The sequence below is a fragment of the Brevundimonas sp. genome, from assembly GCF_041648115.1.
Taxonomy (GTDB): Bacteria; Pseudomonadota; Alphaproteobacteria; order Caulobacterales; family Caulobacteraceae; genus Brevundimonas.
Map to the genome: position 1 here is coordinate 22,936 of NZ_JBAZPR010000018.1, position 19,555 is coordinate 42,490.

Annotated in this window: 18 protein-coding genes; 10 read left to right on the forward strand and 8 right to left on the reverse strand. The window is 68.7% G+C overall.

Features of this window, described 5'->3' with window-relative positions; translation table 11 throughout:
- Positions 1-132 precede the first annotated feature (132 nt).
- Entirely contained in the window at positions 133-984 is an 852-nt protein-coding gene (locus WC597_RS15300) for a metallophosphoesterase (RefSeq protein WP_372694663.1), read from the reverse strand.
- Complete coding sequence (locus WC597_RS15305; RefSeq protein WP_372694665.1) at positions 985-1,920, reverse strand: diacylglycerol kinase family protein; 936 nt, start codon at positions 1,918-1,920, stop codon at positions 985-987. It abuts the gene before it with no gap.
- A 134-nt stretch (positions 1,921-2,054) separates the two neighbouring features.
- Here WC597_RS15305 and WC597_RS15310 point away from each other — a divergent pair, with 134 nt between their 5' ends.
- From WC597_RS15310 to WC597_RS15320, 3 genes are all read left to right on the forward strand, one after another.
- A complete protein-coding gene (locus WC597_RS15310) occupies positions 2,055-2,408 on the forward strand; it encodes a glycine zipper domain-containing protein (RefSeq protein ID WP_372694667.1) in 354 nt (117 codons plus the stop codon).
- Between the two features lie 119 nt (positions 2,409-2,527).
- On the forward strand, positions 2,528-2,968 hold the full coding sequence (locus WC597_RS15315) for an OmpA family protein (protein ID WP_372694669.1): 441 nt from the start codon (positions 2,528-2,530) through the stop codon (positions 2,966-2,968).
- Between the two features lie 91 nt (positions 2,969-3,059).
- Complete coding sequence (locus tag WC597_RS15320; RefSeq protein ID WP_372694671.1) at positions 3,060-5,222, forward strand: protein-disulfide reductase DsbD family protein; 2,163 nt, start codon at positions 3,060-3,062, stop codon at positions 5,220-5,222.
- 4 nt (positions 5,223-5,226) lie between these two features.
- Here WC597_RS15320 and WC597_RS15325 read toward each other — a convergent pair whose 3' ends face one another.
- Genes WC597_RS15325 through mutM form a run of 5 tightly spaced genes read right to left on the reverse strand, consistent with a single transcriptional unit; the run spans position 5,227 to position 8,886 of the window.
- The gene (locus WC597_RS15325) at positions 5,227-6,129 is read right to left on the reverse strand and encodes an alpha/beta fold hydrolase (RefSeq protein ID WP_372694673.1); all 903 of its coding nucleotides are present in this window, start codon (positions 6,127-6,129) and stop codon (positions 5,227-5,229) included.
- Positions 6,130-6,180: 51 nt separating this feature from the next.
- Entirely contained in the window at positions 6,181-6,969 is a 789-nt protein-coding gene (locus tag WC597_RS15330; RefSeq protein WP_372694675.1) for an enoyl-CoA hydratase-related protein, read from the reverse strand.
- Between the two features lie 47 nt (positions 6,970-7,016).
- The gene (locus WC597_RS15335; protein ID WP_372694677.1) at positions 7,017-7,460 is read right to left on the reverse strand and encodes a hypothetical protein; all 444 of its coding nucleotides are present in this window, start codon (positions 7,458-7,460) and stop codon (positions 7,017-7,019) included.
- A gap of 3 nt (positions 7,461-7,463) precedes the next feature.
- Entirely contained in the window at positions 7,464-8,003 is a 540-nt protein-coding gene (locus WC597_RS15340) for a DUF1697 domain-containing protein (protein ID WP_372694679.1), read from the reverse strand.
- Positions 8,004-8,007: 4 nt separating this feature from the next.
- Positions 8,008-8,886, reverse strand: a complete 879-nt coding sequence (gene mutM, locus WC597_RS15345; protein ID WP_372694681.1) for a bifunctional DNA-formamidopyrimidine glycosylase/DNA-(apurinic or apyrimidinic site) lyase — start codon at positions 8,884-8,886, stop codon at positions 8,008-8,010.
- A gap of 118 nt (positions 8,887-9,004) precedes the next feature.
- On the opposite strand from mutM, the gene WC597_RS15350 reads away from it, so the two are divergent.
- A complete protein-coding gene (locus WC597_RS15350) occupies positions 9,005-9,787 on the forward strand; it encodes a phosphatase PAP2 family protein (protein WP_372694683.1) in 783 nt (260 codons plus the stop codon).
- A gap of 60 nt (positions 9,788-9,847) precedes the next feature.
- Positions 9,848-11,893, forward strand: coding sequence for an OPT family oligopeptide transporter (locus WC597_RS15355; RefSeq protein ID WP_372694685.1), 2,046 nt, complete (start codon positions 9,848-9,850; stop codon positions 11,891-11,893).
- 182 nt (positions 11,894-12,075) lie between these two features.
- Here the strand turns inward: WC597_RS15355 and ubiG are convergent, their stop codons facing one another.
- Positions 12,076-12,894 (reverse strand): bifunctional 2-polyprenyl-6-hydroxyphenol methylase/3-demethylubiquinol 3-O-methyltransferase UbiG, encoded by an 819-nt coding sequence (gene ubiG, locus WC597_RS15360; RefSeq protein ID WP_372694687.1) that lies wholly within the window; start codon positions 12,892-12,894, stop codon positions 12,076-12,078.
- 56 nt (positions 12,895-12,950) lie between these two features.
- Between ubiG and WC597_RS15365 the strand changes: the two genes are divergently transcribed.
- From WC597_RS15365 to WC597_RS15385, 5 genes are all read left to right on the forward strand, one after another.
- The gene (locus tag WC597_RS15365) at positions 12,951-14,240 is read left to right on the forward strand and encodes an aspartate kinase (RefSeq protein WP_372694689.1); all 1,290 of its coding nucleotides are present in this window, start codon (positions 12,951-12,953) and stop codon (positions 14,238-14,240) included.
- Positions 14,241-14,307: 67 nt separating this feature from the next.
- The gene (gene ptsP, locus WC597_RS15370) at positions 14,308-16,566 is read left to right on the forward strand and encodes a phosphoenolpyruvate--protein phosphotransferase (protein WP_372694691.1); all 2,259 of its coding nucleotides are present in this window, start codon (positions 14,308-14,310) and stop codon (positions 16,564-16,566) included.
- A gap of 100 nt (positions 16,567-16,666) precedes the next feature.
- Entirely contained in the window at positions 16,667-17,767 is a 1,101-nt protein-coding gene (locus WC597_RS15375) for a helix-turn-helix domain-containing protein (RefSeq protein WP_372694693.1), read from the forward strand.
- A gap of 47 nt (positions 17,768-17,814) precedes the next feature.
- On the forward strand, positions 17,815-18,951 hold the full coding sequence (gene ispG / locus WC597_RS15380) for a flavodoxin-dependent (E)-4-hydroxy-3-methylbut-2-enyl-diphosphate synthase (RefSeq protein ID WP_372694695.1): 1,137 nt from the start codon (positions 17,815-17,817) through the stop codon (positions 18,949-18,951).
- Between the two features lie 162 nt (positions 18,952-19,113).
- Positions 19,114-19,542, forward strand: coding sequence for a PEGA domain-containing protein (locus tag WC597_RS15385; RefSeq protein WP_372694750.1), 429 nt, complete (start codon positions 19,114-19,116; stop codon positions 19,540-19,542).
- Positions 19,543-19,555 lie beyond the last annotated feature (13 nt).

Here is a 19,555-nt window from a genome sequence, read left to right on the forward strand (position 1 = left end):
AGGGGGACCGCGCGTAGCGTGGTGGAGGGGCTCTTGAAGTCCCACAGGCGCCTGTAATGCGGTGCAGAGCCCCTCCGTCACGGCGCGAAGGCGCGCCGCGCCACCTCCCCGCTAAGCGGGGAGGAGACAGGTTCAGACCGCCGCCTTCTCCAAGGCGCCCGGTTCGACAGGGCTGGGCGCCGTGGCGGCCTTGCGGGTGTCCTGACGACGCGGCAGCCGCCAGACCTGGTGCGACCGATAGCTGGTTCCATCCCAGGCCAGGGCCGTGACTGTGATGGTCTTGGCGTCCCAGTCGATCTGGTTGAAGCCGGGCGGCGCCCCCCGCTCGCGGTGCGACAGCGTCCCGCACCCGACCGCATAGGAGCAGCGGTCGGCCAGGGGGATCGGCATGGCGAAGGGCACATGGACATGGCCCGTCATGATCAGATCGACCCCGGCCTCGGCGAAGATCAGCGCGGCCTCGTCGCCGCGCTTGACGTCGCCGGTCATCGGCGTGCCGACCATCTCGATCAGCGGATGGTGGCAGGCCAGAATTCTGAGCGCGCCGATGGGCGCCTGGCGCAGGGCCTCGGCCGCGCGTCGTGTCTGGTCCAGGTCGATGACGCCCTTGGACCAGTTGGGCCGCGCCTGCCAGCCACGCGCGGTGACCACGCCCCGCACCATGACATCGTTACCCAGGAACTGACCGTCGTGGGCGGGAAAACCGGTCGCCGTCTCAAAGGCGCGCCACGGATGAAGCACCCGCGCCACCGCGTCCCAATAGGGCACGTCGTGATTGCCCACGATGACGAAGCGCGGCTCGGGCATGGCTCGCATCCATTCGCCGGCCGCGGTGAATTCGCCCGGCAAACCCTTCTGGGTGATGTCGCCGGTGATCAGCACCAGGTCGTTGGGCGTGGCGTGGGCGTAGTCCAGGGCGGCGGCGCAGGCCTGTTTGTGCTCACAGCCGAAATGAACGTCGGAGAACTGAAGGATACGCCCCACCTAGACGCTGTCCTCGGCCGACGGCGGCCTGGGCGCCAGGGCTTTGAACGCCTTGGGCACGAAGCGGATCACGGCGTCGGGCTTCAGCAGCAGCGGCTCGCCGTCGATGACGGCGGGGATCTTGGATCGGGCGCGCACCTCGATCAGCTTGGCCGGCCGCGTCGAGACGGCCGGATCCTGGCGCCAGTCGCTGAACAGGGCGGTGGCGGCCAGGCGGAAGGCCTGGGTCGTGTCGCGGGGGTCCATGGCGGCCGCCTCCAGTCCGATGGGATCTTCCATCGCCTTGGAGATCATCGGGCTGATCAAAACAAGCGCCTCGGTGCGACGCTTTTCGCCGCCGTCCAGGCTGAAGCGCAGCCTTCCGGAAAAAGCGCGTTTCAGGGCGCGCTGCCCGTACTGCCAGGCCAGTCTGACTTTCCCCGTTCGCATCGCCTCGCGCGCCGGCGCCCACAGGGCGGGCGAACCCAGGATGGCCGCACAATAGAAATATTCGCCCTGGACCTCGCCGCCGGACACGGCCTGAGGCTCGCCCTCCTCCAAAGCGCGTTTCAACGCCAGTTTCCAGTCGGCCGTGCCGTACAGCGCCTTGGGCAGCATGTTCATGGTCCCGCCCGGCAGGGGCGCGATCATCGGGCCGTCGGGCCGCGCCTTGGAGGCGACCGACCGCGCCGTGCCGTCCCCGGCCAGGACGAAGATGACGTCCGGCTTGGCCGCGAAGGCGTCGGCGATGATCTGATCGAAATTGCCGCCCTCGAACGTCATCACCTCGGCCTTCAGGTCATAACCGGCCAGGATCGCCTCGGCCTCGGCGGCCGCGCGCGGTCCCACGCTGCCGGACAGCGGATTGACCAGCATCACGGCGTGCTTCAGGGCCGCGTGAGGCGTCAGGGCGGGCCCTGCATCGGCTTCGGGCGGTGAGATCGTGATGTCTGTCATGGCGGCCGAACGCCCCGCAGCCGCGCCCGTTCCCCGCAAGCGTCACCATATTTGTCGCATCGATGCGGAACCCAAGCGAGACCGATACGTTTGCGGATCCAGGGGCAGACACCCAGGCACAAAAGGATTTCACCATGAACAAGGCGATCATCGCGATTGCAGGCGCCGGCCTTCTGGCTTCGGCCTGCGCCAGCGACCCTTACGGCTACAACAACGGCGGCCCGAACCAGACCGTCCGTCAGGGCGCGATGGGCGCCGGCCTGGGCGCCGTCGCCGGCGCCATCATCGGCAACAACGTCGGCGGCGGCAACGCCGCGACCGGCGCCCTAATCGGCGGCGCCTTGGGCGGCGCAGCCGGCGCAGTCCGCGGTTCGAACCAGGACCGCAACAACCAGCAGCGCTACCGCGACAACCAGGGTCGCTACTACTACTGCTACGACAACCGCCAGAACGAGTGCTATTGGGACAACGGTCAGCGTCGTTACTGATCGCTAAGAACTTGCCGGTCGCGCAACTCAGCGACCGGCGCTAGGTTGAAGAGGCGGCTTGTCGAAGGACGGGCCGCCTCTTTTGCGTAATGGGCCGGCCAAGCCGGAGGAGGGTTGTGATGAAGCGATCGACTGGGCTGGCGATGCTGGCGATGGGACTGGTGGCGGCATGCGCGCCGACGCCGAAGCGGACGGCGCTGGTGGTCGGGGAATCGCCGTGCGTCTCGGGCCGGTTCGACGTCTATTTCGTTGAGAACCAGGCGAAGCTGACCGACGCGGCCTCGCTGCTGTTGCGCACCGCCGCAGACAAGGCCAAGGAATGCAACGTCAAGCACGTGCGGGTGCTGGGCCTCGCGGATGCGACCGGCACGGTCGAGGCAAATCTGAGCCTGTCGCAACGGCGCGCCCGTGCGGTCGCCGAAGCCCTGACCCACGCCGGCATGCCCGCGCCGGCGTTCGAGGTGAACGCCGCCGGCGATGCGGGCGCCGTCAACGCCTCGGGCGCGGACGAACTGCTGCGCCGACGCGCCGAGGTGTTCATCGAGACCTCGCCGCGCTGATCTGCGACGGCTGATCTGCGGCGATGAGGTGATGGCGCGGGGGCGACCGAGGGACTAGGTTGCGGCCGCCCCCAACGTCGGAAATCGCCCTTTGCGTCCCCTCGCCTTCCTCGCCGGACTGTTGCTGTGCCTGCTGTCGCTCTCGACGGTCAAGGCCCAGCCGGTCCAGAGCCAGCCTTCCGGCCTCATCGCCTTCGGCCCGCAACGGACCGTGCGGATTGAGGCCGAACTGGTCCCGATGTCGCAATGGGTCGCGCCCGGTTCGACCACGGTGGTGGCCGTGCGCCAGAAGATCGCGCCGGGCTGGCACACCTATTGGCGCAATCCGGGAGACAGCGGCGGGGCCACCAGCCTGGTCTGGACCCTGCCCGACGGCGTCACGGCCGATCCGATCCTGTGGCCCCTGCCCAGCCGCCAGCGGCTGATGAGCCTGATGAACTACGGCTATTCGGGCGAGGTGATGCTGCCCGTGCCGATCCATGTGCCAGCATCCGCCCGGCCGGGCGAGGTGCTGACCCTGACGACGGACGTGCTGTTCCTGGTGTGCAGCGACCAGATGTGCGTGCCCGAGCCGCTGACCCTCTCGCTGGCCCTGCCGGTGCGCGAGGGCGCCGCGCCGCTGGCGAAACCGTGGGGCGCCGAGATCGAACGGCTGGTCGAGACCGCGCCGCGTCCGGCGGGCATCGAGGCGCGCGTCACGGCCGAAGCCGGCAAGCTGGTCCTGACCGCGACCGGCGGACCGCTGGCGGGCGCCGGCATCGGACAGGCCTATTTCTATCCTTTCGATGGCGGGCGGATCGACCATGCGGCGGCCCAGTCGGGCCAGCGGGGGCCCAACGGCCTGACCCTGACGCTGACGGCCGGCAAGGATGCAACGCAGACGGCGCTGAGCGGCGTACTGGCGACCGACAAGGGCGCCTGGGAGATCAAGGCGGAGGCGGGCGCGCCTCTGGCGGGCGCCCAAGGCGGCGCGGCGCTGAAGCCGCTGGACGAAACCACGGCGACGCCGGCGAAGTCCGGCGCTCTGGTCTTCCTTCAGGCCCTGGGTCTAGCGCTACTGGGCGGGCTGGTGCTGAATCTGATGCCCTGCGTCTTCCCCGTCCTGGCGATGAAGGCGGCGTCGTTGTCAGCGACGGCCCATGATCCAGCGCGGGCGCGGCGCGACGGCCTGGCCTTCACCGCCGGGGTGCTGGTCAGCTTCCTGGTTCTGGCCGGCGCCCTGCTGGCGCTGAGGGCGGCCGGTCAGGCGATCGGCTGGGGGTTCCAGCTTCAGTCGCCGGGCGTGGTCTCGGCCCTGGCCCTGGTCATGCTGCTCGTCGGGCTGAACCTGTCGGGCGTCTTCCATGTGGGCGCCGGATTGCAGAGCGCGGGGTCCGGCCCCCTGTCGCGCCTGCCCGGATCGGCGGGCGCCTTCTTCACCGGCGTTCTGGCCGTGGTGGTCGCGGCGCCCTGCACCGCGCCCTTCATGGCGGCGGCCCTGGGCGCGGCGCTGGTCCTGCCCTGGCCGATGGCGCTGGCTGTGTTTCTGATGCTGGGGCTGGGTCTGGCCCTGCCCTATCTGGCGATCAGCCTGTCGCCCGGACTGCTGTCGCGCCTGCCGCGGCCTGGCGCGTGGATGGAGCGGCTCAAGGGGCTGCTGGCCTTCCCCATGTACGGGGCGGCGCTTTGGCTGATGTGGGTGTTCACGCGGCAGGGCGGCGTGGATGCGCTTGGCCTGTTGCTGACGGCGGCGCTGCTGCTGGCCTTCGCCGCCTGGCTGGTGGGGCTGGCCCAGGCCGCGCGCCTGCGGGACGAGCGACCCGTGCTGGCGACCATCTGCGCGACCGTCGCCTGCGTCATGTCCATCGGGCTGGCGGGCGTCGCGGCCGGCGCTGCGCGGGATGCAGACGCCTCGCCCCACAGCGAGAGCGGCCCCCTCGCCGCCCAACCCTGGTCGGCGGCGGCGGTTGCCCAGGCGACGGCGGCGGGGCGGCCGGTGCTGGTCAATCTGACCGCCGACTGGTGCGTAACCTGCAAGATCAACGAACGGACGGCCCTGTCTTCGCCCCGTGTCGCAAAGGCCATGAGCGAGGCCAACGCCGCCTATCTGGTCGGCGACTGGACCCGTCGCGACGACGCCATCACGCGGGAGCTTCAGGCGCATGGACGGTCGGGCGTGCCGCTGTATCTGCTGTATCGACCCGGTCAGGCCGAGCCGGAAATCCTGCCGCAACTGCTGACCGAAGGCGTCGTGATCGACGCGGTGACGGACTGAAGGATCAGCTCAGGAACCGCTGAACCGCCGCCAGGAACCGCTGCGGCTGTTCGATCATCACCTGGTGCTGGGCGCCTTCGATCCGTTCGAAACGGGCGGTGCGCGGCAGGCCCTCGAAGCCGTAACGATAGAGGCCTTCCAGCCGATTGCGGGGGGCCTCGGTGTCGCGCGTCCAGCCATAGACAACCGTCACCGGGGCGGTGATCTGGGACAGGCGCGGGCGCAGGTCCACGGTCAGGGCTTCGTACAGGCCCTGAGCCAGAACGCGTCGGTCGCCGCCCTGCAGGCCCAGCCCCTGGAACACCATGTCACCGGCCAGACCCATGTCCACGCCAAAGGCCGCGACCTGAGACTTTAGCGCCTGATCGCCGAACAGCAGCAGGGCCTGATAGCCCAGCCGCGCCAGGGGCTCGACCTGGGCCGAGGTTGCGCGGGCATCCACCAGCGACGGGAAGAAGGGCGAGGAATCGACCACCATCACCCGACCGATCCGGTCGCCCATATCGGCCGCGACACGCAGGGCGATCTGACCGCCCAGCGAATGGCCGATCAGGGCCGGGCGGTCGATCCGCTGTTCGCGGATATAGCGTTCGATTTCGCTGGCGGCCGGGCCGGCCAGACCGCCGCTGACATTGTCTTCTATGGCGGTTTCCCCGAAGCCGCGCACCGTGACCAGATGCACCCGGTAACGGTCGTCCAGCCGGTCCGCCGTCGAACGCCAGGCCGCGCCGGTCGAGCCCAGACCCGGAATGAAGATGATGTCCGGCCCGGTCCCGCGCGTCTCGACGATGATCCGGCTGGAGCTGAAAGCGGGCGGCTGAACCGCCTGAGCGGAAGCCTGGGCCTGAACGGCGGCGGGGACGAGGACGAACAGGGTCGCGACAAGCGAAACGAAGAGACGGATCATCATTCGCCCCTAACGCCCGATCACGGCGATCGGTTGACGGCGCGTTGCGGCTTATCGCCCCTTGAAGTCGGGTTTGCGCTTTTCGACGAAGGCGGACATGCCCTCCTTCTGATCCTCGAAGGCGAACAGGGAGTGGAACAGGCGGCGTTCGAACTGGACTCCTTGCGTCAGGGTCGTCTCAAGGGCGGCGTTGACCATCTCCTTGTTGGCCATGACCGCCAGCGGGCTTTGCGAGGCGATCCTGGCGGCGATCTTGCGCGTTTCCTCCAGCAGGGTGTCGTGCGGGAAGACGCGGGAAGCGAGGCCTGCGCGCTCCGCCTCGGTCGCGTCCATCATCCGAGCAGTCAGGACCATGTCCATGGCCTTGGACTTGCCCACCAGACGCGTCAGGCGCTGGGAGCCGCCGATGCCGGGGGCGACGCCGAGGTTGATCTCGGGCTGGCCGAACTTCGCCTTCTCGCTGGCGACGATGAAGTCGCACAACATGGCCAGCTCGCAGCCGCCGCCCAGGGCGAAACCGTTGACGGCGGCGATGATCGGCTTGCGGAAACGGGTGATGCGGTCATGGCCGAGGGCGAAATAGTTGCCCGTGTACATCTGGGCGTAGGTCTGGTCCGCCATCTCCTTGATGTCGGCGCCGGCGGCGAAGGCCTTGTCGCCCGAGCCGGTCAGGATGAGACAGCGCACGCCGTCGTCATGTTCGACGCTATCGAGGAAGTCGGCGAGGTCCTTGAACAGGGCCGAGTTCAGGGCGTTCAGCGCCTCTGGCCGGTTCAAGGTCACCACCGCATAGCCGTCGGCGTGACGTTCGATCAGCAGGTTGGAATAGGTGTCGGCCATGGTCGGTCTCCTCTGAAGGCGGTCATACAGGCGCAGAGCCAGACGATCTAGCGGCGCGGCATCAGCGCCAGGGTCAGGCCCGCCCGCACCAGTTCGGCGACGACCACCATGCCCAGCAGCAGATTGGCGGCGATCACCTGACCCCGCGCGCCCGACAGGTCCAGGGTCCAGCTGAAGACGGACGACAGGGCCAGGACCAGGGCCGAGAGCAGGATCAGGCCGACCAGCAGCATCAGGGCGACATGGCCCGCCTTCAACGCCGCCTGAAGCGTCGGCCCCTCGTCCAGCACGCGGGCGCGGCGGCGGAACAGGCGGGCGATCAGGCCGGTGGCGGCGGCCTCGGCGACGGCGGCGACGATCAGGGCGGCGACGAACCACCAGATCAGACCGCCCAGGTCGCCGGCGCGCAGACCTTGCACGAAGTGGACGAAATAGGCGCCCCAGACCAGGACGCCGACCACCAGACTGATCCACAGATGGATCTTGCGCATCGCTCAGTCCTCCGATCCGACCATGGCGGCCAGTTTCTGCACCGTGTTCCAGTTGCGGCCGGTGCCGACGCCGATCAGGCGCGGCTGAGCCTTCTCCGCCATCTTCGAGCGACCCAGACCGTCAGGGTGCCAGAAGAACAGGTCGCCGCCGGCGGGCTCGACCCGCTCGTCCCCCGCCGCAAAGCCGCGCAGGGTCTCGACAGCCCCATCCCTGATCCCCGCCTTCATCACCATGACCAGCAGTTTGGAGCCGTCGATCCCGGCCTCGTTTGCGAACGGATTGGCGGCCATAAGCGCCGCCCATTGCGCTGGCGTGCGTACGATCACCTCGATGGGGCGGCCGAAGTGGGCGGCGATCCCCCGCTCCAGCCTCGCCTCGACATCGGCCGGTTCGGCATCGCTTTCGACCACCAGATTGCCGCTGGCCAGAAGGGTGCGCGGATTGGCGAAACCGGCCTCGACGGCGATGGCCTTCAGCTCGGCCATCGGAACCTTGACCCCGCCGACATTGACGCCGCGCAACAGACAGATGCGGTGGCTCATGGCGTCAGGCTTTCTGGCAGGAGGGGCAGTAGAAGGTCGAGCGGCCACCCTGAACGATGCGGGCGACGACGCCGGTGCATTTGTCGCCTCTGCCCCCGCTTCCTTGGCATGGTTCGCCCTCGCGGCCATAGACGTCGAACCGGTGCTGGAAATAGCCTTGGCCGCCCTCGGCGTTGGCGAAGTCGCGTAAGGTAGAACCGCCCGCCGCGATGGCGTCGTTCAGGACATTGCGGACCTCGGTCGCCAGACGCTCCAGCCGCGCCTTCGACACCGAGCCGGCCGCGACCAGGGGCGAGATGCGGGCGCGGTACAGGGCCTCGCACACATAGATGTTGCCCAGGCCGGAAACGATCCGCTGGTCCAGCAGACTGACCTTGATGTTCTGCTTCTTGCCTGAAAAAGCCTCGACCAGATGGGCGCCGGAAAAGCAGTTTCCCAGCGGTTCGGGCCCCAGGCCGGCAAACCAGGGATGGGTCTCGACCTGATCGGTGGGGATCAGCCCCATGAAGCCGAACCGACGGGCGTCGGCGTAGCCTATGCGGGTCGCCGCGCCGTCGCGGATGGCGCAGCCGCTGAAATGCTCGTGCTTGCCGGCGATGGGCACCGCCTCCTCGAACTCGCCCAGCAGGGTCCCGTCCAGGGTGAAGCGGCCGGTCATGCCCAGGTGGGTGATCCAGGTCTCGCCGGTCGACAGGGGCAGGAGCAGATATTTGGCGCGTCGGTCGATCCGCAGGACCGTCGCCCCTTCCAGCCGTTCGACGAACAGCTCGGGGAAGGGAAATCGCAGGTCGGGCCGGTTGATCCTGACCCGCGACAGCCGCGCGCCCTCCAGAACCGGCGTCAGGCCGCGTCGGACGGTTTCGACCTCGGGAAGTTCAGGCATCAGGCGTCCTAGCCCGCCCGTGCGGCCTCGCCAAGCCAGGTCGCACATCACGCCGTCGTCGCAGGATCGACACGCCCCGTGGGCATAAGGGGCGGGCGTCCATCCGGGGGGGACGATCATGACGGACTTCACCGCAGACACCGTCCCACAGACCTTGCGAAAGCCTGTCGCCTTTCGATGGCGGATGCGCCTGTCCAGCGAGGAGACGGCCATCCTCGCCGCAGCCGCCATCGTGGGATTGAGCGCCGCCTTTCTGGTGTTCCCCGGCATGGACCTGGCGGTCAGTGGCCTGTTCCACCGGACCCGGGACGGCTTCTATCTGGCCGACGATCCGATGCTGCGCGCCTTGCGCAAGAGCTCGACCCTGGTGATGTCGCTGATGCTGCTGGCGGCGGTCGGGCGGTGGATCTGGCGGGTCCTGCGGCGGCAGAAAGCCGATCTGGCCGGGCGACGGGCCTTGTTCGTGATCGCGGGCCTGGCCCTGGGGCCGGGACTGGTGGTCAACGGCCTGTTCAAGGAAGTCTGGGGTCGGGCGCGGCCGATCGACGTGCGGATGTTCGGCGGCGACGAGGCCTTCACCGCCGCCTGGCTGCCCAGCACGGCGTGCCAGTCCAACTGCTCCTTCATCTCTGGCGAGGGCGCTGGCGCAGCCTGGATGGTGGCGGCGGCTCTGGTGTTGGCGCCGCGGCGCTGGCGACCCGTCGCGGGCGGACTGGCCCTGGCCTACGCCGTCAGCCTGTCGGCCAACCGCATCGTCTTCGGCGGCCATTTCCTGTCGGACGTTCTGCTGTCATGGGCGGTTACGGCCCTGGTGCTGGCCCTGCTTTATCGCGGCCTGACGGTCGCATCGGCGGCCATTCGCCGGCGCAAGCTCCGTGTCCTGAGCATCGCAACCGCCTGAGACCCGTTGCCGCCTGCGACATAATGCGCTTACGTCCGCCGCGAACGTGGGAATTCGCCGATGACAGACGCCGCCGCCGCCCCAAAGGGCCGGCTTGAACTCACCCTTCGCGCCATCGTGCTGGGGGTGCTGCTGGCGGTGGTCTTCACCGCCGCCAACACCTATCTGGGCCTGAAGGTGGGTCTGACTTTCGCCTCGGCCATTCCGGCGGCGGTCATTTCGATGGCCATCCTGCGCGGTTTCCGCACCTCGACCATCTGGGAGAACATGACGGTCCAGACCGTCGCCTCGGTCGGCGGCGCCATGAGTTCGATCATCTTCGTCCTGCCCGGCCTGGTGATGATCGGCTGGTGGCTGGAGTTTCCGTTCTGGGAATCGACGCTGATCTGCATCTTCGGCGGCATTCTGGGGGTGACCTTCTCGATCCCGCTGCGACGCGCCCTGGTGACCAACGGCGGCCTGCCCTACCCCGAAGGCGTCGCCGCCGCAGAGGTGCTGAAGGTCGGATCACGCGGCGCCGAACAGACCGAAAGCGCCGTGCGCGAGAACAAGTCGGGCCTGTGGGTCGTGGTCGCCGGCGCCGTCGTCTCGGCCGGCTACGCCCTGCTGGTCGCCGGCCGCGTCTTTGCGGGCGAGACGGCCAAGTTCTTCAAACTGCCGGCCGCCCTGGGCGGAGGCGCGACGGGCGTCGGCTTCGGCATGCAGTTCGCGCTTCTGGGCGCCGGGCACCTGATCGGTCTGACGGTGGGCCTGGCCCAGTTGTTCGGTTTGATCCTGGCCTGGGTCATCGCCGTGCCGATCCTGACCAGCCCCGACACCATCGCCTGGCTGACCTCGCACGGCCTGCCGTCCATCGCCGCGACCCTGCCGGCGGGGACGCCTGCTGAGGAACTGGCCATGACGGTCTGGAGCCGTGAAGTGCGATTCATGGGCGCCGGCGTCATCGGCGTGGCGGCCATCTGGACCCTGATCAAGCTGGCGGGTCCGCTGATCGGCGGCCTGACCTCGGCCCTGGCGGCCCAGTCGAAACGCTCGCACGGCGAGGTGCTGGAACGCGCCGAACAGGATATTCCGATCAAGATCGTCGGCGCCGTGTCGGTGGCGGCCCTGATCGCCATCGCCGGCCTGTTGACCTGGATCGCCCTGGCCTCGCCGACGCTGGCGGCGTCCGCGCCCCTGCTGGTCATCGGCGGCCTGGTTTATGTGGTGCTGATCGGCTTCGCCGTCGCCGCCATCTGCGGATATATGGCCGGGCTTATCGGCTCGTCGAACAGCCCGGTGTCCGGCGTCGGCATCCTGGCCATCATCGTCGCCTCGCTGTTGATGCTGGGCGTGATGAAGATCGCGGGCGTGCCCGCCGACGGGTCGATCATCGCCTTCGCCCTGATCGTGACAGCGGTCGTCTTCGCCGTCGCCGTCATCGCCAACGACAATCTTCAGGACCTGAAGACCGGCCAGCTGGTCGACGCCACGCCCTGGCGCCAGCAGGTCGCCCTGATCGTCGGCGTCATCGCCGGCGCCCTGGTCATCCCCTTCATCCTGAACAAGCTGAACGGCGCCTTCGGGTTCGAGGGCGGCCCTCCCGGCATCGCCAACGAGCCGCTGGCGGCGCCCCAGGCAACCCTGATCTCGGCCCTGGCGCGCGGCGTCATCGGCGGCGATCTGCGCTGGGACCTGATCGGTCTGGGCGCGGTAATCGGCGTCGTGATAATCGTGCTGGACGCGGTCGTGTCCAGGTCCACGAACGGCAAGATCAAGCTGCCGCCGCTGGCCGTGGGCATCGGCTTCTATCTGCCGGCGGCGGTGACGACGATGCTGGTCATCGGCGCCGTCGTCGGCTGGTTCTATGACAAGGCAATCAAGACGACCCGGTTCGCCGATGTGGCGCGCCGCATGGGCGTGCTGCTGGCGTCGGGCCTGATCGTCGGCGAGAGCCTGTTCGGCGTCTTCTACGCCAGCGTCATCGTCGGCACGAACAGCGACGCCCCCTTCGCCATGATCCCAGAAGGCTCGGCCTGGCCCGCCATGCTGGCCGGCATCGTCGTCTTCGCGGCGGCAGTGTTCGGCCTCTACAGCTGGACGCGCAAACGGGCCGAGAATGTCTGACGTCGGATGACGTCTCTCCCTCCCCCTGCGGGGGAGGGTGGCTGAGCCGAAGGCGAAGCCGGGTGGGAAGGTCAAGGCGACGCATCGCAGCCCTGACCTGGTTCAGATCGGTGCGCCCGGGCCTGGCCGCCCCCACCCCGTCGCTGCGCGACGCCCCTCCCCCGCAGGGGGAGGGAGAACTGCTAAGCCGCCCGCGTGGCCACCATCATATAATTGATGCCCGCGTCGTCGGTCTGGCTCCAGCGGTCGTGAAGCGGGTCGTAGTTCAGGCCGTAGGGGCCTTCGACCGTCACGGGTTCGGCCGCCAGCATCGCGCGGATCTCGTCGGGCTTCAGGAACTGGCGCCAGTCGTGCGTCCCGGCGGGAACCCAGCGCAGGATATATTCCGCCGCCACTTTGCCCAAGGCTAGGGACTTCAACGTGCGGTTCAGGGTGGCGACCATCATCACCCCGCCCGGCCGAACCAGACGCGAACAGGCGCGCACGAAGGCTTCCGGATCGGCGACGTGCTCGATCACCTCCATCGTCAGGACCACGTCGAACGGCCCCGCGCCCTCGGCCTCGATCTGTTCGACCGTGGCGGCGCGATAGGCGATGTCCAGCCCGACCATGTCGGCGTGCGCCCGCGCCGTGCCGATATTCTCGGACGAGGCGTCGATGGCCGAAACCTCGAAGCCCATCCGCCGCATCGGTTCGGCGATCAGGCCGCCGCCGCAACCGACATCCAGCAGGGTCAGGCCCTCGAAGGGCGCACGCGCCCTGGGGTCACGGCCCAGGCGCGTGCAAAGCTGGTCGCGGATCAGGGCCAGCCGCGCCGGATTGAACCGGTGCAGGGGCGCGAACGGCCCCTTCGCGTCCCACCATTCGGCCGCCTGGGCCGAGAAGCGGGCCACGTCGGCGGGGTCGATCGATGCGCCGAACGCGCCTTGCGACGAATTTTGCGAAAAACCATGCCCTTCGCGGGGTAGGCGAGACGGTGCGGCGTCGCTAGAAGCGGTCATGACGCGAGGGATGAACCTTCGCGCCCTTTCACGCAAGCAGGGGGCGGAACGCCACGATGACGCGGCCTGATTCTTCACGATCCGACACGACACGACTGGTGATGAAGTTCGGCGGCACCTCGATGGGCGACCTCGAACGCATCCGCCGTGCGGCGCGCATCGTCGCGGCAGAGGTGTCTGCGGGCAAGAAGGTCGCCGTCGTCGTCTCCGCCATGGCGGGCAAGACCAACGAACTGGTCGCCTGGACCGACGGCGCAGGTCCGGCCGGCGCCGGCCTGCCCCTGTCGGACGACGAATATGACGTGGTGGTCGCCTCGGGCGAGCAGGTGACCTCGGGCCTGCTGGCCGCGACCCTGCGCAACATGGGCTTCAACGCCCGCTCGTGGATGGGCTGGCAGGTGCCGATCGTCACCGACGACGCCCACGCCCGCGCCCGCATCATCGACATCCCCGGCGAGAAGCTGGGCGCCGCCGTCGATTCGGGCGAGATCGCCATCGTCCCCGGCTTCCAGGGCGTGACGACGGACGGCAAGATCACCACCCTGGGCCGCGGCGGGTCCGACACCTCGGCGGTCGCCGTGGCGGCGGCCCTGGGCGCGCCTTGCGACATCTATACCGACGTGGACGGCGTCTATACGACCGACCCGCGCATCGAGAGCCGCGCCCGCCGCCTGGCCAAGGTGTCCTACGAGGAGATGCTGGAAATGGCGTCCCTGGGCGCCAAGGTGCTGCAGACCCGCTCGGTCGAGCTGGCCATGGCCAAACAGGTGCCGGTGCGCGTGCTGTCTAGCTTTATCGAACCCGACGCGAATGGCGTCATGCCCGACAAGGGTGGAACCCTGATCTGCGACGAGGAGGAGATCGTGGAAAAACGTATCGTGTCCGGTGTGACCATGAGCCGTGACGAGGCCCGCATCACCCTGCTGGGTCTGTCCGACCGCGTGGACGCCCCCGCCGATGTCTTCACGCGTCTGGCCGAGGCCAACGTCAATGTCGACATGATCGTGCAGAGCCAGTCGCGCACGGCCGGCGCGGTCAACCTGACCTTCACCACCGGCCGTCGCGACGCCGTGCGCGCCGCCGAGCTGATGACGGCCGGTCAGGCGCAACTCGGCTTCGAGGAAATCCGCATCGACGAGGACGTGGCCAAGGTCTCGGTCGTCGGCGTCGGCATGCGCAGCCATGCGGGCGTCGCCCAGCTGATGTTCCGGGCCCTGGCCGACAAGGGGGTCAAGTTCCAGGCCATCTCGACCTCGGAAATCAAGATCAGCGTCCTGATCGACGCCGCATACGCCGAGCTGGCGGTGCGGGCGTTGCACGCAGCCTATGGGCTGGACGCGGTATAGGTGATCTGAACAGGGCGCCTATATCCACGAAAAGGGCGCGGGAGACATGATGCCGGCAGGCGGCGCGATGACCAGAGGACCTCGGATCCTCCTGCGCCAGATCCGCGAGGCTCTGGGCGGGGCCGGCGCCGGTGCGACGCCGGCGCAGGATCGTCTGAACATGGTCGTCAGGATCATCGCCCGGTCGATGGTCGCCGAAGTCTGCTCCATCTATCTGCGTCGCGCCTCGGGCGAGCTTGAGCTGTTCGCCACCGAGGGTCTGAACCCCGACGCCGTCCACAACACCCGCCTGCGGCCCGGCGAGGGCCTGGTCGGCGAGGTGGCGCGCCTGGGCCAGCCGATCAGCCTGTCGGACGCGCCGTCGCATCCGTCCTTCTCCTATCGGCCGGAAACGGGCGAAGATCCCTATCACGCCTTCCTGGGCGCGCCCCTGCTGCGCGGCGGCCGGGCCATCGGCGTCCTGGTCGTCCAGAACCGCACCGAGCGGCGCTATGACGAGGAGGAGGTCGAGGACATCCAGACCATCGCCATGGTCCTGTCCGAGACGGTCTCGTCCGGCGAACTGCTGGCCCTGGACGAGCTGCGCGACGTCGAACTGGCGCCCCACCGGCCAGAGCGGCTGAAGGGACAGAAGTTCTCGGACGGTCTGGCCTTCGGCCGCGTCGTCCTGCACGAGGCGCCGCTGGCGCCCGAAAAGCTGCTGTCCGAAGACCCGGCGATGGAGGAGGCGCGGCTGAAGCTGGCGTTGGCTACGCTGAAGACCGGGCTGGACGTCATGCTGGACAAGGGCCAGGGCCTGGCCGGTCCCTCGTTCGAGGTGCTGGAAACCTATCGCATGTTCGCCGACGACCGGGGCTGGAACAGGTCGCTGGAAGAGGCGGTAAGGAACGGCCTTACGGCCGAGGCTGCGGTGGACCGGGTGCGCAACGAACACCGCGCCCGCTTCGCTCAGGCGCGCGACCCCTATATCCGCGAACGGCTGCACGACTTCGAGGACCTGGCCAACCGGCTGCTGCGGGTGCTGGCGGGCGACAAGCCGGGCGAGCGCGAACTGCCCGACGACGCCATTCTGGTGGCGCGGAACCTGGGCCCCGCCGACCTGCTGGAATATCCGCGCGACAAGCTGAAAGGCCTGTTGCTGGAAGAAGGCTCGGCCGCCAGTCACGCCGCCATCGTCGCCCGCGCGCTGCAGATTCCCTGCGTCGGCCGTCTGATGGGCCTGCGCGACCGGCTGTCGGAAGGCGACATGGTCATCGCCGACGGCGAGACCGGCGAGACCTATCTGCGCCCCCGCCCCGACATGCTGGAGGCGGTGCAATCGCGCATGGCCGTGCGCGAACAGCGCCAGGCCGAGTTCGCCCAGCTGCGCGACGTGCCGGCCGTCACTCGGGACGGCCAGAGGATCACGGTCCTGACCAATGCGGGTCTCGCCGTCGATCTGGAGAATATGGTCGAGACGGGCGCCGAGGGCATCGGCCTGTTCCGCACCGAGTTCCAGTTCATGGTCTCGGACGAACTGCCCCGGTTGAACGCCCAGACGGCGCTGTACAAACTGGTGCTTGACGCGGCCGGCGACAAACCCGTCACCTTCCGCACCCTGGACATCGGCGGCGACAAGGTGCTGCCCTATCTGGAGGCCGAGCGGGAGGAGAACCCCGCCCTGGGCCGTCGCGCCATCCGCCTGGGTCTGGACCGGCCGTCGCTGTTGCGGATGCAGCTTCGTGCGCTGCTGGCGGCGGGGGCGGGGCGCGAGCTGCGGGTCATGTTCCCGATGATCGCCACGGTGGACGAGTTCCGGGCCGCGCGCGAACTGGTCGACATCGAATGCGCCTGGGCCAAGCGTCGCGGGCGCGCCCTGCCGGCCCTGCTGCGGGTCGGGGCCATGGTCGAATGCCCGTCCCTGCTGTGGCATCTGGACGCCCTGTTGCCGCTGACGGACTTCGTCTCGATCGGCACCAACGATCTGTTCCAATATATGTACGCCGCCGACCGGACCAATCCGCTGGTCTCGGATCGCTACGACCCCCTGTCGCCGCCGACCCTGCGCGCGCTCCAGACCATTCAGAAGGCCTGCGCCGACACCGGCACGCCGGTGTCGATCTGCGGCGAGCTGGCGGGACGACCGCTGGAGGCCTTCGCCCTGATCACCCTGGGCTTCACGCGCCTGTCGGCGCCGGCGGGCGGGGTCGGGCCGGTCAAGCGGATGATCCTGTCGGCGGACCTGACGGCGGCGCGGCGCGGCATGGCCAACCTGCTGAACCTGTCCACCGGCTCTGTGCGCAACGAGATCGAATCCCTGGCGCGCAAGCTGAACGTCGCCGTCTGACCCCCATGCGCGGCGTTGCTGGCAGGGCCGCAATCGTCTATCTGCGGCGACATAGACGGCGCTCGGGCGCAGTATTCTCCCGAACATGGGGTCAGGCGTAATGGCGCTGAATGCGGGGGTCGCACCCGACGCGATCAAGGCGATTTCTGACGGACAGGATCCGACGGCCGCCTTCGTCGACGCCGCGACCCTGGGCGAGGGCCTGCGTCATGCGCGCGAGCGGTCGGGCAAGTCCCTGGCCGAGCTGGCCGCAGAGACCAAGGTGCATCGCCGCTTCCTGACCGCCCTGGAACAGGGCGACTGGTCGTCCCTGCCCTCGCGCGTCTTCGCCCTGGGCTATGTGCGCGCCTATGCCTCGGCCCTGTTCCTTGACGAGCAACTGGCGGTCGAGCGGTTCAAACGCGAAAGCCCCGACACCTCGGTGCCGCTGAAGGCGCCCATCGGCATCGCCTTCGAGGACGTCAAACGCCATTCGCCGCGCATCGTCGCCGGCGTCGTCGCCGCGGTGGTGGCGGTGATCGGCTGGAACGTGTTCCAGCGCGCCAGCCTGCATCAGGTCGCCCACCCCTCCGACATCGCCGCCGTCCCCAAGACCTGGGCGAAGGGCGACGATCCCGACCCGCAGGTGGCTCTCAGCGCGCCGATGGCGGCGCCGCCCGACCAGACGACGCCGCAGCTCTACATCACGCGCGGGCTGGAGGCCGAACTGACCGGGGTCGACCCGACCGATCCCGCCGTGATCGCCGCCGCCGCCAATCCCGAGCCGGTGCAGAAGGCCTTCAACCCGCGCGGCGCCGTCTATGGCGCCCCGGCCAACGCCTCCATGGTGGTGATCCAGGCCAAGACGGCCGGCGCCCTGGTCGTGCGGCTGGGCGACGGTCAGGCCCTGTTCGCGCGCCAGATGGCGCCGGGCGAGGCCTGGCGCGCGCCGATCGGCGTGTCCGCCACGGTGGACGTATCCGACCCGGCCGCCTTCGACCTCTATTTGAACGGGGAATACGGCGGGCCGCTGGCCGGGGTGCTGACGCCCCTGGCCCAGTTGAACAGCCGCGCGGATCAGGCCGCCAAACAGCTGGCGGCGACCCAGGCCCGCGCCCAGGTCGAGGCCCAGGCGGCTCAGGCCCGAACCCAGGCCCAGACCCAGACGCAGCCTTCCGCGACTCCCGCCGCCTCATCTCCGACGCCCACGACGCCGAACTGATCGTCGGCCGTGGTCCCGCCGTCATCATCGGCCTATATGATCCTTCCATGAGCGATCACTCTCACATCCGACCCTGGCGCCATATCGAGCGCCGCAAGAGCCGCCAGATCCGCGTCGGCTCCGTCCTGGTGGGCGGCGACGCCCCGATCAGCGTCCAGTCGATGACCAATACGCCGACAACCGACGCGGCGGCGACCATCGACCAGATCCGTCAACTGGAAGAGGCCGGGGCCGATATCGTGCGCGTCTCCTGCCCCGACGTTGAATCGACGGCGGCCTTCAAGACCATCGCCCGCGAGGCCAAGATTCCCTTGGTCGCCGACATCCATTTCCACTACAAGCGCGGCATCGAGGCGGCCGAGGCCGGCGCGGCCTGCCTGCGCATCAATCCGGGCAATATCGGCTCCGCCGACCGCGTCCGCGACGTGATCCAGGCCGCCAAGGACAACGGCTGTTCGATGCGGATCGGCGTCAACGCCGGCAGCCTCGAAAAGGAATTGCTGGAGAAATACGGCGAGCCCTGCCCCGACGCCATGGTCGAGTCAGCCCTGAACCATGCCCGCATCCTGCAGGACCACGACTTCCACGAGTTCAAGATCTCGGTCAAGGCGTCCGACCCCTTCCTGACCGTCGCCGCCTATCAGCAACTGGCCGAGGCCATCGACTGCCCCCTGCACCTGGGCGTCACCGAGGCCGGGCCGCTCCGCACCGGCACGATCAAATCGGCCATCGGCATGGGCAATATGCTGTGGGCCGGGATCGGCGACACCATTCGCGTGTCGCTGGCCGCCGATCCGGTCGAGGAGATCAAGGTCGGGTTCGACATTCTGAAATCGCTGGGCCTGCGCCACCGGGGCGTGAACATCATCGCCTGCCCGTCCTGCGCCCGTCAGGGGTTCAACGTCATCGAGACGGTGGCGGTGCTGGAAGAAAAACTGGCCCATATTTCGACGCCGATGAGCCTGTCGGTGATCGGCTGCGTCGTGAACGGGCCGGGCGAGGCCCTCTATACCGACGTCGGTTTCACCGGCGGCGGCAAGGGCGCGGGCATGATCTATCTGAACGGCAAGATCGCCCACAAACAGGCCAACGACGGCATGATCGACCACATCGTCGACCTGGTTGAAAAGAAGGCCGCCGAACTGGACGCCGCGCGGGCGGCGGAACTTGAAGCGGCGGAATAGGCCGACATTCGCGGGTTGTGCAAATCTGACGCATTTCACAAACCCGTGATTGACGGCGTTCGCTCGTCGTGCGACCTCTGCGCAAGGTTCGGCCGGGGGGCCGGCCCATAATCCACTGAGGGGCCTATGATTTCCAAAACTTCTGCACGCCTTTGCGTGCGTATGCTCGCGCTTGTCGGCGTGGCGTTGTCCCTGCCTGCGTGCGCCACCGTGACGCGTGGCTCCAGCCAGCAGTTCACGGTCGAAAGCACGCCGCCGGGCGCCCAGGTCAGCACGTCGAACGGCTTCGAATGCCAGGCGACGCCCTGCACCTTCCGCATGCCGCGCAAGGACGCCTTCCGTATCACCGTGGCCAAGGAAGGCTATGTCGCCCAGACCCACGAAGTGACCAGCAGCGTCTCTGGCGCGGGCGGCACGGCCATGGCGGGCAACCTCCTGATCGGCGGGATCATCGGCGGGGCGATCGACGCCACCTCCGGCGCCATGAACGACCTCAAGCCCAACCCCTTGGTCGTGACCCTGCGCACGCCGGCCGAAGAGGCCGCTGCGGCTCGCACGCCCGCCCCGACGACGGCCGCCGGCGACCAGTAGGCCGAAATCGGCT

Excerpts from the sequence above, each read along its gene's own strand:
- WC597_RS15375 (WP_372694693.1), top strand. The coding sequence starts at position 16,667 with ATGGCGCTGAATGCGGGGGTCGCACCCGACGCGATCAAGGCGATTTCT.
- WC597_RS15340 (WP_372694679.1), bottom strand. The coding sequence starts at position 8,003 with ATGAGCCACCGCATCTGTCTGTTGCGCGGCGTCAATGTCGGCGGGGTC.
- WC597_RS15385 (WP_372694750.1), top strand. The coding sequence starts at position 19,114 with ATGCTCGCGCTTGTCGGCGTGGCGTTGTCCCTGCCTGCGTGCGCCACC.
- WC597_RS15350 (WP_372694683.1), top strand. The coding sequence starts at position 9,005 with ATGACGGACTTCACCGCAGACACCGTCCCACAGACCTTGCGAAAGCCT.
- WC597_RS15315 (WP_372694669.1), top strand. The coding sequence starts at position 2,528 with ATGAAGCGATCGACTGGGCTGGCGATGCTGGCGATGGGACTGGTGGCG.
- WC597_RS15330 (WP_372694675.1), bottom strand. The coding sequence starts at position 6,969 with ATGGCCGACACCTATTCCAACCTGCTGATCGAACGTCACGCCGACGGC.
- mutM (WP_372694681.1), bottom strand. The coding sequence starts at position 8,886 with ATGCCTGAACTTCCCGAGGTCGAAACCGTCCGACGCGGCCTGACGCCG.
- WC597_RS15325 (WP_372694673.1), bottom strand. The coding sequence starts at position 6,129 with ATGATCCGTCTCTTCGTTTCGCTTGTCGCGACCCTGTTCGTCCTCGTC.
- WC597_RS15365 (WP_372694689.1), top strand. The coding sequence starts at position 12,951 with ATGACGCGGCCTGATTCTTCACGATCCGACACGACACGACTGGTGATG.
- WC597_RS15355 (WP_372694685.1), top strand. The coding sequence starts at position 9,848 with ATGACAGACGCCGCCGCCGCCCCAAAGGGCCGGCTTGAACTCACCCTT.
- ispG (WP_372694695.1), top strand. The coding sequence starts at position 17,815 with ATGAGCGATCACTCTCACATCCGACCCTGGCGCCATATCGAGCGCCGC.
- WC597_RS15305 (WP_372694665.1), bottom strand. The coding sequence starts at position 1,920 with ATGACAGACATCACGATCTCACCGCCCGAAGCCGATGCAGGGCCCGCC.
- ptsP (WP_372694691.1), top strand. The coding sequence starts at position 14,308 with ATGACCAGAGGACCTCGGATCCTCCTGCGCCAGATCCGCGAGGCTCTG.
- WC597_RS15335 (WP_372694677.1), bottom strand. The coding sequence starts at position 7,460 with ATGCGCAAGATCCATCTGTGGATCAGTCTGGTGGTCGGCGTCCTGGTC.
- WC597_RS15310 (WP_372694667.1), top strand. The coding sequence starts at position 2,055 with ATGAACAAGGCGATCATCGCGATTGCAGGCGCCGGCCTTCTGGCTTCG.
- ubiG (WP_372694687.1), bottom strand. The coding sequence starts at position 12,894 with ATGACCGCTTCTAGCGACGCCGCACCGTCTCGCCTACCCCGCGAAGGG.